This is a genomic window from Amycolatopsis sp. NPDC006125 (genome assembly GCF_040614195.1).
GTDB lineage: Bacteria > Actinomycetota > Actinomycetes > Mycobacteriales > Pseudonocardiaceae > Amycolatopsis_E > Amycolatopsis_E tucumanensis.
The window spans coordinates 1-13663 of record NZ_JBEXTZ010000154.1 but is presented as its reverse complement, the minus strand read 5'-3'; the positions used below and the strand labels follow the sequence as shown (position 1 = coordinate 13663).

General features: G+C 73.0%; 14 protein-coding genes. 10 read left to right on the top strand and 4 right to left on the bottom strand.

Annotated features, from left to right (window positions below; genetic code table 11):
* Window positions 1-73: 73 nt before the first annotated feature.
* Both ABZ193_RS41070 and ABZ193_RS41065 read right to left on the bottom strand, forming a co-directional pair.
* Window positions 74-613, bottom strand: a complete 540-nt coding sequence (locus tag ABZ193_RS41070; RefSeq protein ID WP_354714153.1) for an NADAR family protein — start codon at window positions 611-613, stop codon at window positions 74-76.
* A gap of 18 nt (window positions 614-631) precedes the next feature.
* On the bottom strand, window positions 632-1633 hold the full coding sequence (locus ABZ193_RS41065; RefSeq protein WP_237339485.1) for a zinc-binding alcohol dehydrogenase family protein: 1002 nt from the start codon (window positions 1631-1633) through the stop codon (window positions 632-634).
* A gap of 71 nt (window positions 1634-1704) precedes the next feature.
* On the opposite strand from ABZ193_RS41065, the gene ABZ193_RS41060 reads away from it, so the two are divergent.
* The 4 genes from ABZ193_RS41060 to ABZ193_RS41045 all read left to right on the top strand — a co-directional run bounded on the left by ABZ193_RS41060 (window position 1705) and on the right by ABZ193_RS41045 (window position 4857).
* A complete protein-coding gene (locus tag ABZ193_RS41060) occupies window positions 1705-2052 on the top strand; it encodes a helix-turn-helix domain-containing protein (protein ID WP_027936319.1) in 348 nt (115 codons plus the stop codon).
* Window positions 2053-2101: 49 nt separating this feature from the next.
* The gene (locus ABZ193_RS41055) at window positions 2102-3286 is read left to right on the top strand and encodes an MFS transporter (RefSeq protein ID WP_237339486.1); all 1185 of its coding nucleotides are present in this window, start codon (window positions 2102-2104) and stop codon (window positions 3284-3286) included.
* 35 nt (window positions 3287-3321) lie between these two features.
* Window positions 3322-3687: a hypothetical protein gene (locus ABZ193_RS41050; protein WP_157358742.1), complete on the top strand. Its 366-nt coding sequence runs from the start codon at window positions 3322-3324 to the stop codon at window positions 3685-3687.
* Window positions 3688-3750: 63 nt separating this feature from the next.
* Window positions 3751-4857: a hypothetical protein gene (locus ABZ193_RS41045; protein WP_237339487.1), complete on the top strand. Its 1107-nt coding sequence runs from the start codon at window positions 3751-3753 to the stop codon at window positions 4855-4857.
* Here ABZ193_RS41045 and ABZ193_RS41040 read toward each other — a convergent pair.
* Both ABZ193_RS41040 and ABZ193_RS41035 read right to left on the bottom strand, forming a co-directional pair.
* Window positions 4854-5681: an SAM-dependent methyltransferase gene (locus ABZ193_RS41040; protein ID WP_237339488.1), complete on the bottom strand. Its 828-nt coding sequence runs from the start codon at window positions 5679-5681 to the stop codon at window positions 4854-4856. The genes ABZ193_RS41045 and ABZ193_RS41040 overlap by 4 nt on opposite strands.
* The gene (locus ABZ193_RS41035) at window positions 5678-6181 is read right to left on the bottom strand and encodes a hypothetical protein (RefSeq protein ID WP_237339489.1); all 504 of its coding nucleotides are present in this window, start codon (window positions 6179-6181) and stop codon (window positions 5678-5680) included. Before ABZ193_RS41035 ends, ABZ193_RS41040 begins: the two co-directional genes overlap by 4 nt.
* Window positions 6182-6420: 239 nt before the next feature.
* Here ABZ193_RS41035 and ABZ193_RS41030 point away from each other — a divergent pair, with 239 nt between their 5' ends.
* The 6 genes from ABZ193_RS41030 (at window position 6421) to ABZ193_RS41005 (ending at window position 13624) form a co-directional block, all read left to right on the top strand.
* Complete coding sequence (locus ABZ193_RS41030) at window positions 6421-7488, top strand: histidine kinase (protein WP_237339493.1); 1068 nt, start codon at window positions 6421-6423, stop codon at window positions 7486-7488.
* Entirely contained in the window at window positions 7485-8249 is a 765-nt protein-coding gene (locus tag ABZ193_RS41025) for a LytTR family DNA-binding domain-containing protein (protein ID WP_237339490.1), read from the top strand. Before ABZ193_RS41030 ends, ABZ193_RS41025 begins: the two co-directional genes overlap by 4 nt.
* Before the next feature lie 247 nt (window positions 8250-8496).
* Window positions 8497-8841, top strand: coding sequence for a hypothetical protein (locus ABZ193_RS41020; RefSeq protein WP_237339491.1), 345 nt, complete (start codon window positions 8497-8499; stop codon window positions 8839-8841).
* 1035 nt (window positions 8842-9876) lie between these two features.
* Complete coding sequence (locus ABZ193_RS41015; RefSeq protein WP_237335923.1) at window positions 9877-11616, top strand: cation acetate symporter; 1740 nt, start codon at window positions 9877-9879, stop codon at window positions 11614-11616.
* Between the two features lie 77 nt (window positions 11617-11693).
* Window positions 11694-12029, top strand: a complete 336-nt coding sequence (locus tag ABZ193_RS41010) for a DUF485 domain-containing protein (RefSeq protein WP_020421212.1) — start codon at window positions 11694-11696, stop codon at window positions 12027-12029.
* On the top strand, window positions 12026-13624 hold the full coding sequence (locus ABZ193_RS41005) for a cation acetate symporter (RefSeq protein ID WP_020421213.1): 1599 nt from the start codon (window positions 12026-12028) through the stop codon (window positions 13622-13624). The genes ABZ193_RS41010 and ABZ193_RS41005 overlap by 4 nt, the downstream gene beginning before the upstream one ends.
* Window positions 13625-13663 lie beyond the last annotated feature (39 nt).

Genomic DNA, 13663 nt, shown 5'->3' with positions numbered 1-13663 from the left:
TCAGGGCGGGGACACCACCGAGCGGAAAGGCGCGCCCGTGCGTCCACCGCCGGGCCGCGCGACCCGCACCCGGTCAACCGGCCAACCGCGCCCGCGCGTCCATCAGCGCGAAGCCCAGCAGGTTCAGCCCCGGCCACCGCTCCGGCTCCCCGGCGCGCGGATCGTCCGCCGCGACGCCGATACCCCAGATCGCATCCACCGGGCTGGCCTCCACCAGCACCCGCGAACCCGTGCCCAACAAGAACCGCCCCAGCTCCGGGTTCTGGCCGAACTTCGCGACCGATCCGGCGACCACGATGTCGTACCCGGACGCCTCCCAGCGGGCCGGCTCGAAGCCCGCCACCTGGCGGCCCAGCTCCTTCGCCCGCCCGGGGTGCAGGGCGCGCAGCACCTCATCGGCCACCGCCGCGTCGCCGAACAGCTGCGCCTTGCGCCACATCATGTAGTGCTCCGCCGTGTCGAACTCGCGCCCGTCCACGGTGAACGGCGCCGGCCACCACTGGCTCAGGCACCCGCGCCCCGCACTGCCGTCCGGCTCCGGCCGGTGGCCCCAGAAGAACAGGTACTCCACCCGCTCGCCCCGCCGCACCCGTTCGATCAACTCCGCTCGCACAACCGGCAGTATCGCCGATCAGAAGCCGGAGATCACCGTCTTTCCGACGGTCCGCCCGGTCTCCGTCAGCTCGTGCGCCTGCCGCACCGTCGAAGCGTTGATCGGCTTCAGCTCGGTCGTCAGCGTGGTCCGGACGGTACCCGCGTCGACCAGTTCGGCGACGTGCGCGAGCAGGTTGTGCTGGGCGATCAGGTCCCAGCCGTGCAGCGGCCGGGTGAACATGAGCTCCCAGTGGAAGCTGATGCTCTTCCCCTTGAGCGGCAACAACTCCAGCCCCGGCGGCTCGTCGATCGCGGTGATCGCGCCACCCGGCCGCAGCAGCTCGGCGAACTCCTCGATCCGGCCGGCGGTGTTCGGCGAGAACACGTAGTCCACGCCGTCCGGCGCCACCTCCCGCACGCTCGCGACCAGGTCCCGGTGGTCGGCCACGTGGTGGGCGCCCATCGAGCGCGCCCACTCCCGCGACTCCGGCCGGGACGCGGTCGCCACCACGGTCAGCCCGGTCAGCGCCCGCGCCAGCTGGATCAGGATCGACCCGACCCCGCCCGCGCCGGCGAGGACCAGCAGCGTGCCGGTGCTGTCCGGGCCGACCCGGAACCGGTCGTGCAGCGTCTCGTACGCGGTGATGGTGGTCAGCGGCAGCGCCGCGGCCTGCGCGAACGACAGGCTCCGCGGCTTCGGGCCCACGATGCGCTCGTCGACGACGTGGTACTCGGCGTTCGTGCCCGGCCGGTCGATCGTGCCCGCGTAGTAGACCTCGTCACCGGGCTGGAAGAGGGTCACCTCGGCGCCGGTCGCGGTCACCACGCCGGCCGCGTCGAAGCCGAGCACCCGCGGCTCGCCGCCCGGGTCGGAGCCGGCACGCACCTTCGTGTCGACGGGGTTGACCGACACCGCCTCGACGCGCACCAGGAGGTCGTGCGGCCCCGGCTCCGGGACCGGCAGTTCGACGTCCTCGAATGCGGCGGGATCGGTAATGGGCAGGGACTTGCGGTAGGCAACCGCGCGCATGGTCGTCATACCGGTGACGGTAGTAGGAAGGTAGTAGTTACCTGCAAGGCGTACAAGTTCCCATCGGGTACCATCGCAGCGTGCAGACCTGTGGTCCGAAGGACGTCTACGCCGCCGCGTGCCCGTGCCGGGACATGCTCGACCTGCTGGCGAACAAGTGGAGCGCGCTCGTGCTGGGCGCGCTGGAGGGCGGCCCACAGCGGTTCGGCGCGCTGCGGGCGCGGCTGCAGGGCATCAGCCCGAAGGTGCTGACCCAGACGCTGCGCAAGCTCGAGTCGCACGCGCTGATCGAGCGCGAGGTGTTCCCGGACGTGCCGCTGCGGGTGGAGTACCGGCTGACCCCGCTCGGCGCCGACGCGGCCGTCCCGCTGGCCGCGCTGCGCACCTGGGTGGAGGACAACATCGACCGCTTTCCGCAGCCCGCCTGAGAAAAGCGCGCTTGACCTCGAGTTAGCTCGAACTTCTAACGTCGTGACCATGACGGATGCGACGGCGACCGCGGTGCGGATGCCACCCAGGACACTCCTTCTCACGCTGCTCGGCGTCAGCACGATGACGATCATGGCCAGCGCCACCATCACCCCGGCGCTGCCGGGCATGGAACAGCACTTCGCGGCCACCCCGAACGCCGCGCTGCTGGTCCGCCTCGTCCTCACCCTCCCCGGGCTCGCGATCATGCTCGCCGCGCCGGTGCTCGCCCGGCTGAGCGGCCGCGCCGGGCGGGTCCGGGTGCTCACCGCCGGGCTGGCGCTCTACGTCGTCGGCGGCGGGTCGGGCCTGGTGCTCGACTGGCTGCCCGGGCTGCTGGCCGGCCGCGCCCTGCTCGGCGTCGGCATCGCGGCCATCATGGTCACCTCGACGGCGCTGCTGGCCGACCACTACCCGGCCACCGAGCACGGCCGGGTGCTGGGGCTGCAGGGCGCCGCGATGGGCTTCGGCGGCGTCGTCGCGCTGCTGCTCGGCGGGGTGCTGGCCGACCTGAGCTGGCGCGGGCCGTTCGCGGTGTACCTGCTGGCGGTGCCGATGGTCGTGCTGGTCCTGCGGTTCGTGCCCGAGGCGCCGAAATCCCCGCCCGCGCCCGGCGGTCCACAACGGACACCGCGGTTGTTCGGCCTGTACGCCCTGATGTTCCTCGGCGTGGTCGTCTTCTACACGGTGCCCACGCAGGCGCCGTTCTGGCTGGGCGCGGTCACCGGCGCCGGCCCGGTCGTCGTCGGCGTGCTGATGGCCGCGCTGAACCTCGTCATGACGCTGGTCGGCCTGAACTTCCGGCGGCTGCGCGCCCGGTGGGACTTCCGCGTCCTCGCCGCCGTGCTCTTCGCCGCCTACGCGGCCGGGTTGGTCGTGCTCGGCCTCGCGGGCGGCATCTGGATGGCGGCACTCGGCATGCTCGTCACGGGCGTCGGCATCGGCCTGCAAAATCCGGTGATGAACGGGTGGGTGGTCGCCTCGGTCGACCCCGCGGCCCGCACCCGCGCGCTCGGGATGCTGACGTCCGCGTTGTTCCTCGGCCAGTTCGCCTCGCCGCTGCTGGCGCAGCCGGTGGTCGACGGCGTGGGCCTCGGCAACACCTTCGTCCTCGCCGGCGCCCTCGGCCTGGTGGTTTCCGTGGTCCTGGTTTTCCTGCGCGGGCGGGCAACCTCGGATTCTCCCGCCGCGTGAGGAGGTGCGTAGGCCCACGAAAGGGAGGAAAGGGCATGCGCATCAAGGGAATTCTCATGGGTACGGCGGCCGGGGCGATCGGGCTGGCATTGTTCGCGGCACCTGCCGCGAACGCGGCGGCGCCGGTGGACTGCGACCCGAACCCCGGCTCGACCGGCTCGTGCGGGTGGGTGAACGTGGTGCCGGAGGTGGTCCACCGCGGGGACGTGGTGGACGTGGAAGCCAACTGCCTCAACGCGGTGGCGCTCCCCGAGTCCGACGTGCTGCTGAACTTCACGCCCACCGGCGAGCCGACGCACTGGTCGGCGACGGTGTCGCCGAAGGCGAAGCGGGGCGCGCACACCGTGTCGATCACCTGCCCGGAAAACACCTACACGAAGACGTTCTACGTGGTCCGATGAGGACGGACGGCGCGCTCGCCCGGCCACTGGCCGGGCGGCGTGACCGCGGGTAGCGTCCAGGCCATGAGGCCCGCTCGCCACCAGCAGGATCCGGCGCACGCGCAGTGGATCCTCGTCGACGCCCGGCACGGGCCGAAGGTGGGTCTCCTGCTCGCGATGGGGAACGCGAGCTACCACGGGGTCGCGCCGCGCAACGCGCTCGACCACCGCGTCGCCCAGTACCTGCTGCGGCAGCGGCTGGACCAGGCCGTCCGGACGGGCCGCCCCGCCGACGCCGCACGCGTCGCCTACGCGGGCCGCGAGTGGCAGGTCCGCGTCCGGCCGGTCCGGGCGCCCGTCTCCGCCGCGGTCGTCGGCGCGCTCGCCTGCTACATCGAGGCCTCCGCCGACTGGGCCGACCACCCCCCGCCGGTCGTGGGCAGCTGGGAATGGCGCATCACCGAGGGTGGCACCGACCACCGCAACGTCGTCGCGTGGAACGACGAGACCTTCGAGCTGTACGGGCTGGCGCCGCCGGAGGACCGCTCCGCCCCCGCGGACGCCCAGCCCCGCTTCCCGCACGGCCGCTGGTGGGACGGCACGTACTACCTGAACAACCTGGTGATGGACTCCTGGCGGCCCGCGGTCCGGGAGTTCCGCGACGCGCTGCTGCGCGACCGCGCCGGCGAACTGTACCTGTGCAGCTACAAGGCCCAGCACCGCGCGTCCGGCGAACCGGTCGCGCTGCGGCTCGCCGGCCGGGCGGATCCGGACCGCCCGGGCTGGTTCCGCGGCCTGGTCACGCGGGACGCCGGGGCGCGCGAGAACGTCCCCGTCCCGGCGCCCGGGCCGCTGGTCCGCGCGCTGCTCCTGGCGTCGCGGGATCCGGTGGTCGTGGTCGACCGCGTGCTGGAGGAACTGGAATCGGCCAACGCCCTGTTCGACGCGCTCAACCTCGCGGTGCCGTCGGACCACCACATCCGCAAGCTGGTGCACCCGTTCGACGTCCCGGCCATGTCGAAACTGCTCAACGCCGCGGCCGCGGACCCGGACCACGTGGTGGGCCCGCAACGCCTGCGGCTGGCGACGCTGTCCGCGGAGGTGTGGCGGGAGTTCGACGTGATCGCGGTCGGCGGCGCCGCGAGCGACGGCCCGGCGCGGCACGTGGTGTGCCGTCTCGCCGCGGTCTAACCCGGCACCCGCGCGACCGCGCCACGCATCGCGCGTTTGGCCCAGTCGGTGTAGCTGACCTGCCGTCCCGGTTCGGCGAGGCAGTCCGTCAGGTAGGTCACCGGCGTGACCAGGGACAACCCGTCGAAGAACCGCTCGACCTGGGACACGTTGCGCAGCACGTACGGCGTGCCCAGTTCGCGTTCGTAGACCTCGGAGAGCAGGTAGAACGGCGGCAGCGACTCGGCGGGCATGTCCTCGCCGCACCCGATGGACAGGGTGAAGCAGCTGCCGGGGGCCAGCCGGTCGGTGTACTGGCGCACGACGTCGTAGAGGTCCTCGCCGTGGCAGAGGCGGACGAACGACAGCACGCACAGCATCCCGAGCCACACCGGCTCGCCCAGGTCCAGCCGCTCCGCGGCCTGGGCCAGCACGCGTTCCGGCTCACGCAGGTCGGCGTGCAGGACGTGCGTTTTCCCGTTGCCGGACAACAGCTTCCGGTACTCCTCCACCGGCCCCAGCTCGTAGTCGACGTAGACGACGCGGGCGTCCGGGTGGCGGGGCTGCGCGACCTCGTGCACGTTGCCCCACCGCGGGAACCCGCAGCCGAGGTCGAGGAACTGCCGGATCCCCTGGTCGAGGGCGTAGCCGACGGACCGCACCAGGAACTGGCGGTTGAACCGGGCCGCCCGTTCCGGCACGTCCCGCTGCCCGGCGGGGAACTCGGCGACCATCCGGCGCGCCGCTTCGCGGTCGTGGCGGGTGTAGCCGCTGCCGCCGAGGTGGATGTCGTAGACGCCGCCGCAGGTCGCGCGATCCGTCGTGCACCGTGGCCCGTACGTCACCGGTCACCTCCCAGTCCGGCCAGCCGGGCGGTGAGCCCGGCGATCAGCAGGTCCAGCCCCGCCCCTCGGGACATGCAGATCTCCACCAGTACCGCACGGGCCGCCAGCCCGCTCTCCGCGCCGAAGCCGGCGTCGGCGAGGCGCGCCGCGACGGCCTCCAGCAGCGGAGCGGCCGGGCCGGTTCCGGTGGCCGCCACCGCACCGACGCCCGGGTACCGGTCGAAGACCGCGTGCATCCGGCAGGCGAGCGCGCGGATCCAGCCCGCCCACTCGCCGTGCGCGGGGAGGCTGATCCCGGCGCACACGTCCGCGACGACGGCCGCCTCGACGTCCGCCCGGTTGCCGACGTGGTACCGGATCACGTTGGTGCGCGCGCCGACCGCGGCAGCCAGGTTCCGCATCGTCCAGCCGGACAGGCCCTGCCTGCGGGTCAGTTCCAGGGCGGCGGACACGACGACCGAACGCGTGATCGGCGCGCGCTCACGGATGGGCGTCGTCATCCCGGCCCTCGATCGCGTGCGGCCGGAGCGGTCCCAGGTGGGGGCGGTCGCGGAGGGGGTGGACGAAGCCCGGCACAGCAGGATCCCGTTCGGCGAGGGGTCACGGCTGCCACACCCCATGATCGCGGGGACGGGCTCACCTCTTTCTATACCAGGAGCACCGCCACCGCCAACCCCCGTGCGGGGCAGGTCCGCCCCGTACTATCGACCGGCACTCATCGTGGTCGATGGGAGGACTGGTGGTCGCCGAGGAGGAGCCGGCGGGCGGGCGTGCCCTGTGGCGTGCCCGGCGCGCCCCGGACGCCGCCGACGTCCTCGCCACCGCACGGCGCGTCGCCGGGCACCTCGCCGACGGGCTGTCCGGGCCGGGCGCCCGTGCGGCGGCGAAGGGCGTCCGGGCGCTGCTCGGCGTGCCCGCGGCCGGGCTGGCCGACCTCTCCGGCGCGACCACCTGGGCCGGTCACCCCTCCGACGAGAACGCGGCCCGCGAACTCGTCTCCGCCGTCCTGCACAGCGAGACCCCCGCCGGGAAGGCGCCGCTGCGAGCGGTGCCCCTCGACGTCGACGGCGAGCTCGCCGGGGTGCTCGTCGTCGACGGCGAGGCGCCGCGCAAGGCCGTGCAGGAGGTGGCCCGGCTGGTCGCCGCCGCGCTGGAACGGGGCAGGCTGGAGGCCTCCGCGGAGCTGGCGGCCCAGTCGGAACTGCGGGCGCTGCGCGCGGAGATCTCCCCGCACTTCGTCTACAACGCGCTCACCGTCATCGCGTCGCTGGTGCGCTCCGACCCCGACCGCTCCCGCGAACTGATGCTCGACTTCGCCGACTACATCCGGCACAGTCTCGCCAGGCACGGCGAGTACACCGCGCTCGCGGACGAGTTCCACGCCATCGAGACCTACCTCGCGCTGCAACGAGCCGTCCTCGGCGACCGGCTGCGCGTGCAGATCCGCGTCGCGCCGGACGTGCTCGCCGTGCCGGTGCCGTACCTGGTGCTGCAGCCGCTGGTCGAAAATGCCATCCGGCACGGGATCGAGCCGCTCGGCAGGCCCGGCACGGTCTCGGTGCGCGGCGAGGCGGAAGGGAACGACTGCGTGATCAGCGTGGAGGACGACGGCGTCGGCATGCCGCCCGCGGACGCCGAAGCGGTGCTCTCCGGCGACGGCGAGCGCGTCGGGCTGGCCAACGTCGACCGGCGGCTGCGCAGCGTGTACGGCCCCTGGTACGGCCTGGTCGTGGAGACCGCGCCGGGCGCGGGCACCCGCGTCGTGGTGCGGGTGCCGATGTTCCAGCCCGGGGTGGTCCTGCCGTGACCGGGTTGCGCGTGCTCGCGGTGGACGACGTGCCGCCCGCGCTGGAGGACATCTGCCAGCTGCTGCGGGAGGCGCCCGAGGTGGCGGAGGTGACCGGCGCCGGTGACGCGCTGACCGCGCTGCGGATGATCCAGAGCGAGCGGTTCGACGCGGTGTTCCTGGACATCTCGATGCCCGGCCTGGACGGGCTGGAGCTGGCCGGCCTGCTGGCGAAGCTGAGCGAACCGCCGGTGATCGTGTTCGTGACGGCGCACGACGGGCACGCGGTGACGGCGTACGGCATCGGCGCGGTGGACTACCTGCTGAAACCGGTGCGCGCGGAGCGATTGTCGGCTGCCCTGGGGAAGGTGCTGCGGATGCTGCCCGCGGGCGCGCCGAGGTCGCCCGGACTGGCCGACGCGCTCGCCGCGCTGCCGGTCGAGTCGCGGGGGCGGACGCGGTACGTGCGGCGCAGCGAGGTGCTGTTCGTCGAGGCGCAGGGCGACTACGTCAAGCTGCACACCCGCGGCGGCGTGCACGTGGTGCGGATGCCGATCTCGCGGCTCGCGGAGTACTGGGAGGGCAGCGGGTTCGTGCGGGTGCACCGCGGTTACCTGGTGGCGCTGGACGCGGTGCGCGAGCTGCGGAGCGACTCCGTGGGCGGGCTGCTGGCGCACACGGCGGCCGGGGACGTCCCGGTGAGCCGGCGGCACGCCCGCGAGCTGCGGGAACGCCTGTTGCACGCGGCGCAGCGCAGCGAGCTGAACCAGCGGGGGCGGTGATGGTGAACGCTTGGCGGGTGCTCCCGGGTCGCGCGGGGTGGATCCCGGGACCGCCGCGACGCCGGGGGCGCCCGCAGCGCGGCGGCATCTCCGCGCCCCGCAACACCCGCGGCCCGGCGGAGCCCTCCAATCGGCGACCGGGCAGGTGCCCGGCGGCTGCCGCGCGCCCCTGGCACGGTTCCCAGATGCCCTCACAACACAGGTGCAAGGCCGGGGTACTGGCCGCTACCCCGTGGGGAGGTGCTGAATGCCCAACCGCCGCGTCGCGGTGATGAGTCCGCAGACCCGGCTCGCCCATGCGCGTCGTAGGCAGCGCGGACGCTGGCGCCCGCCGCGGCTCGAAGCGGCCGACGCCGAGCGCGCCTTGCAGAACTACCGCAGGCAACGCCGCCGGGCGGTCGCCGCGCTGCTGCTGCTCTTCGCGATCCTCGCGGGGCTGCCGGTCCTGTTCGCGGTCTGGCCCGCGCTCGACCACGCCCGCCTGGCGGGGGTGCCGGTTTCCTGGCTGGTGCTGGCGGTGGTGCCGTACCCGCTGCTCATCGGGCTCGGGCACTGGCACCTGCGCCGCGCCGAACGAGCCGAGAAACGTTGATGGCCGGCCGCTCCGCACCCGCCTCACGCCGAACAAGCCAAACAGCGCTGATGGCGGGCCACCGCGCACCCGCCCAGCACGCCCGAGCACTGCCCCCGCAGCGAACAAACCGAGCGGCGCTGACGGTCAGCCACTTCGCGGCCAGCACCCCCGGGCACCTGTCCCGCGCCGAACGAACCGAGCAGCTCTGATGATCGATTTCCCCGCGGCCGCCCCGAACCCCGCTGCCCGCCACTCCCGCCCGCTGGCCCCGCGCCGAACAATCCGAGCGGCCCTGATGATCGATCCCCTCGCCACCGCCCCGAACCCCGCTGCCCGCCACTCCCGCGCACTGGCCCCGCGCCGGACAAACCGAGCAGCCCTGATGCTCGATTCCCTCGCCACCGCCCCGAACCCCGCTGCCCGCCACTCCCGCGCACTGGCCCCGCACCGAACAAACCGAGCAGCGCAGATGAACAGCCACTCCGCACTCGCCCCGCACCCCGCCGCCCAGCACGCCCAGGCATCGGCCCCGCGCCCAACTAACCGAGCAGCCCTGATGATCGATCTCCTCGCCACCGCCCCGAACCCCGCTGCCCAGCACTCCCGCCCGCGGGCCCCGCACCGGACAAACCGAGCAGCGCAGACGAACAGCCACTCCACACTCGCCCCGCACCCCACCGCCCAGCACGCCCAGGCAACGGCCCCGCGCCCAACTAACCGAGCAGCCCTGATGCTCGATTCCCCCGCCACCGCCCCGAACCCCGCTGCCCAGCACTCCCGCCCGCTGGCCCCGCACCGGACAAACCGAGCGACGCAGATGAACAGCCACTCCGCACTCGCCCCGCACCCCGCCGCCCAGCACGCCCAGGCAACGGCCCCGCGCCCAACAAACCGAGCAGCCCTGATGATCGATCTCCTACCGGCCGCCCCGAACCCCGCCGCCCGCCACTCCCGCGCACTGGCCCCGCGCCGAACAGGCCCAGCGACGCTGATGGTCGGTCCCACCACCGCCGCCCCGCACCCGCCCCGCGCCGAACCAACCGGGCAGCCCTGATGGTCGGTCTCTTCGCGGTCGCCCCGGTCGTCCTCGTCACGCTCTTCATCGGGCTGCGCGGGGTCGCCGCCATGCGCACCACCTCCGACTTCCTCGTCGCCTCCCGGCGGGTCACCCCACTGCTCAACTCGGCCGCCGTGTCGGGCGAGTACCTCTCCGCGGCCTCGTTCCTCGGCGTCGCCGGGCTCGTCGTCAAGGACGGGGTCGGCGCGCTCTGGTACCCGGTCGGCTTCACGGCCGGCTACATCGCCATGCTCGTCCTCGTCGCCGCGCCCATGCGCCGCTCCGGGGCGCTCACCGTGCCCGACTTCGCCGAGGCCCGGCTCGCCTCGCCGGCGCTGCGCAGGCTCGCCGCCGTCGTCGTGCTGGTCATCGGCGCGCTCTACCTCGTGCCGCAGTTCCGCACGTCCGGCCTGGTGCTGAGCGTGGTCAGCGGCACGCCCTACTGGGTCGGCGTCGTCCTCGCCGGGGCCGCCGTCGCCACCACGCTCGCGCTCGGCGGCATGCGCGCGGCGACCTACGTGCAGGCCTTCCAGTTCGTGCTGAAGGTCGTCCTGTTCGCCGTCCCCGCGCTGTGGCTGGCGATCACGGCCGGCGCCGCCGCCCGCGACGAGGCCCTGCACCCCGCCGAATTCACCCAGCTGCGCCAGGACACCCGCGTGGTCTTCCGCGTCGACGTCACCCTGGAGGCCGCCCAGCCCATCCAGGCCAGGGAGCCCGACGGCACACCGGTCACCCTCGCCCCCGGCCCGCACGCCTTCGCCGCGGGCGAGGAACTCGTCTTCCTCGCCGGACAGCCGGTCCCACAGCTGCCAGGCACCGCCCCGCCGGGCGCCCCGGGCTGGGAACGGCCGCTGCTCAACCTGAACAACGAAGGCCACCCGCTGCTCGGCACGCTCGCCGTGCTGGTCGCGACCGTGCTCGGCACCATGGGCCTGCCGCACGTCATCATGCGCTTCCACACCAGCCCCGACGGCCGCGCCGCCCGCCGCACCGCCGCCCTCACCGTGGCGCTGCTGTCCGCGTTCTACGTGTTCCCCGGCGTCTACGGCGTGCTCGGCCGGGTCCTGGTGCCGCACCTGTACCTGTCCGGCGCCACCGACACCGCGGTCGTCGCGCTGCCGATGCAGGTCGACACCGGCTGGGCGGGCACGTTGTTCACGGGCCTGCTCACCGCGGGCGCCTTCGCCGCGTTCCTTGCCACGTCGCTCGGCCTGCTGCTGGCGGTGTCCGGCGCGATCGCGCACGACCTCGCGCCGGGCGGGCTGGCCCGGCTGCGCGGCACCGTCGTCGCCGCCGCGGCCGCGGTCGTGCTGCTCGCGCTGTTCGCCGTGCACCTCGACGCGGGCGTGCTCGTCACGTGGGGGTTCACGGTCGCGGCGTCCACGTTCTGCCCGCTGCTCGTGCTCGGCATCTGGTGGTCGCGGCTGACCGCGCGCGGCGCGATCGCCGGGGTCCTCACCGGACTGCTCGCGACGTCCGGGGCGATCCTCGCGACACTGGCCGGTGCGGACGTGCACGGCGTGCTCGCGATCCTGCTCGCCCAGCCCGCGCCCTGGTCGGTTCCGCTGGCTTTCGGCACGATGGTGGTGGTGTCCCTGCGCGGGCGGCCGCCTGCCTGGGCGATCACCGCCATGTTGCGGCTGCACCTGGACGAGAACCCGCCGCGGCAGGCCGCTCCACGCCGCCGTTCGACCGGTTTCCGCGACCGCTTGTCGACCGTTCGTCGCGCCCGCTGACGGTTGGTCGCCACGCCACGGCGTCGCACGTCGTGACCTCCTAACGTGTCCGCCACCACACGACAAGGAGGTCTCCAGTGGCGGCCACCGAGCACGATCTCGGCCACGAGGAGTGGACGAAGGTCCACTCCAGCCCCGAATTCGCGCAGCTGCGCCGAAGGCTGCGGGGCTTCGTCTTCCCGATGACCGCGTTGTTCCTGGGCTGGTACCTGCTCTACGTCCTGCTCGCCGACTACGCGCACGGGTTCATGTCGACCAAGCTGATCGGCAACTTCAACGTCGGACTGCTGCTGGGACTGCTGCAGTTCGTGTCCACGTTCCTGATCACCGGCCTGTACGTCCGCTTCGCCAACCGGAAGCTGGACCCGATCGCCGACCGCATCCGTGAGGACGTCGAGGGAGGCGCGCGATGAACCTCGCCGCGGGAGTCGCGGGCAGCAGCCCCGCGCTCAACATCAGCATCTTCGGCCTGTTCGTGGCCGTCACACTGGTGATCGTGCTGCGCGCCAGCCGGAACACCAAGACCGCGTCGGACTACTACGCGGCCGGGCGCGCGTTCACCGGGCCGCAGAACGGGGTCGCGATCGCCGGTGACTACCTGTCGGCCGCGTCGTTCCTCGGCATCGCGGGCGCCATCGCGGTGTACGGCTACGACGGGTTCCTGTACTCCATCGGCTTCCTGGTGGCGTGGCTGGTCGCGCTGCTGCTGGTCGCGGAACTGCTGCGCAACACCGGCAAGTTCACGATGGGCGACGTGCTGGCGTTCCGGATGCGGCAGCGGCCCGTGCGCGCGGCGGCGGCGACGTCCACGCTCGCGGTGAGCTTCTTCTACCTGCTGGCGCAGATGGCCGGCGCCGGCGTGCTGGTTTCGTTGCTGCTGGGCGTGTCCAGCGGCGTCGGGCAGTCGGTGGTCATCGCGGTCGTGGGTGTCGTGATGATCATCTACGTGCTCGTCGGCGGCATGAAGGGCACCACCTGGGTGCAGATCATCAAGGCGGTCCTGCTGATCGCGGGCGCCGCGCTGATGACCGTGTGGGTGCTGGGCAAGTACGGGCTCAACCTGTCCGCGCTGCTGCAGGGCGCGGTGGACCGCTCCAGTGAGGCGGTGCTGAACCCGGGCGCCCGCTACGGCGCGACCGGCACGTCCAAGATCGACTTCCTGTCGCTGGGCCTGGCGCTGGTGCTCGGCACGGCCGGTCTGCCGCACGTGCTGATGCGGTTCTACACCGTGCCGACGGCGAAGGAAGCCCGTCGTTCCGTCGTGTGGGCGATCGCGCTGATCGGCCTGTTCTACCTGTTCACGCTGGTGCTCGGCTACGGCGCGAACGCGCTCGTCGGCGCGGACGTGATCCGCAAGGCGCCGGGTTCGGAGAACGCGGCGGCGCCGCTGCTGGCGCTGGAACTGGGCGGGCCGGTGCTGCTCGGGTTCATCGCCGCGGTCGCCTTCGCGACGATCCTCGCCGTGGTGGCCGGGCTGACGATCACCGCGTCGGCGTCGTTCGCGCACGACATCTACGCGAACGTGATCAAGAAGGGCAAAGTGGACGACCCCAACGGCGAGGTGCGGGTCGCCCGGATCACCGCCGTGGTGATCGGCGCGGTCGCGATCGTCGGCGGCATCCTGGCGAAGAACCAGAACGTCGCGTTCCTGGTGGCGCTGGCGTTCGCGGTGGCGGCGTCGGCGAACCTGCCGACGATCCTTTACTCGCTGTTCTGGAAGCGGTTCAACACCTCGGGTGCGCTGTGGAGCATCTACGGCGGCCTGGCGATCACGATCACGCTGATCGTGTTCTCGCCCGCCGTGTCCGGGACGTCGAAGTCGATGCTGCCGAACGCGAACTTCGACTGGTTCCCGCTGCAGAACCCGGGCCTGGTGTCCATTCCGGCGTCGTTCCTGCTCGGCATCGTCGGCACGTTGCTGTCGAAGGAGCACGACGAGCGCAAGCACGCGGAGATGGAGGTCCGCTCGCTGACCGGCGCCGGCGCCGAGAAGGCGACGGCGCACTAGCCGCCCCGCCTTCTCCCCGAGCCCCGGCGCCGCTGCCCT

Excerpts from the sequence above, each read along its gene's own strand:
- ABZ193_RS41015 (WP_237335923.1), top strand. The coding sequence starts at position 9,877 with ATGGTCGGTCTCTTCGCGGTCGCCCCGGTCGTCCTCGTCACGCTCTTC.
- ABZ193_RS41020 (WP_237339491.1), top strand. The coding sequence starts at position 8,497 with ATGCCCAACCGCCGCGTCGCGGTGATGAGTCCGCAGACCCGGCTCGCC.
- ABZ193_RS41050 (WP_157358742.1), top strand. The coding sequence starts at position 3,322 with ATGCGCATCAAGGGAATTCTCATGGGTACGGCGGCCGGGGCGATCGGG.
- ABZ193_RS41045 (WP_237339487.1), top strand. The coding sequence starts at position 3,751 with ATGAGGCCCGCTCGCCACCAGCAGGATCCGGCGCACGCGCAGTGGATC.
- ABZ193_RS41035 (WP_237339489.1), bottom strand. The coding sequence starts at position 6,181 with ATGACGACGCCCATCCGTGAGCGCGCGCCGATCACGCGTTCGGTCGTC.
- ABZ193_RS41005 (WP_020421213.1), top strand. The coding sequence starts at position 12,026 with ATGAACCTCGCCGCGGGAGTCGCGGGCAGCAGCCCCGCGCTCAACATC.
- ABZ193_RS41065 (WP_237339485.1), bottom strand. The coding sequence starts at position 1,633 with ATGACGACCATGCGCGCGGTTGCCTACCGCAAGTCCCTGCCCATTACC.
- ABZ193_RS41055 (WP_237339486.1), top strand. The coding sequence starts at position 2,102 with ATGACGGATGCGACGGCGACCGCGGTGCGGATGCCACCCAGGACACTC.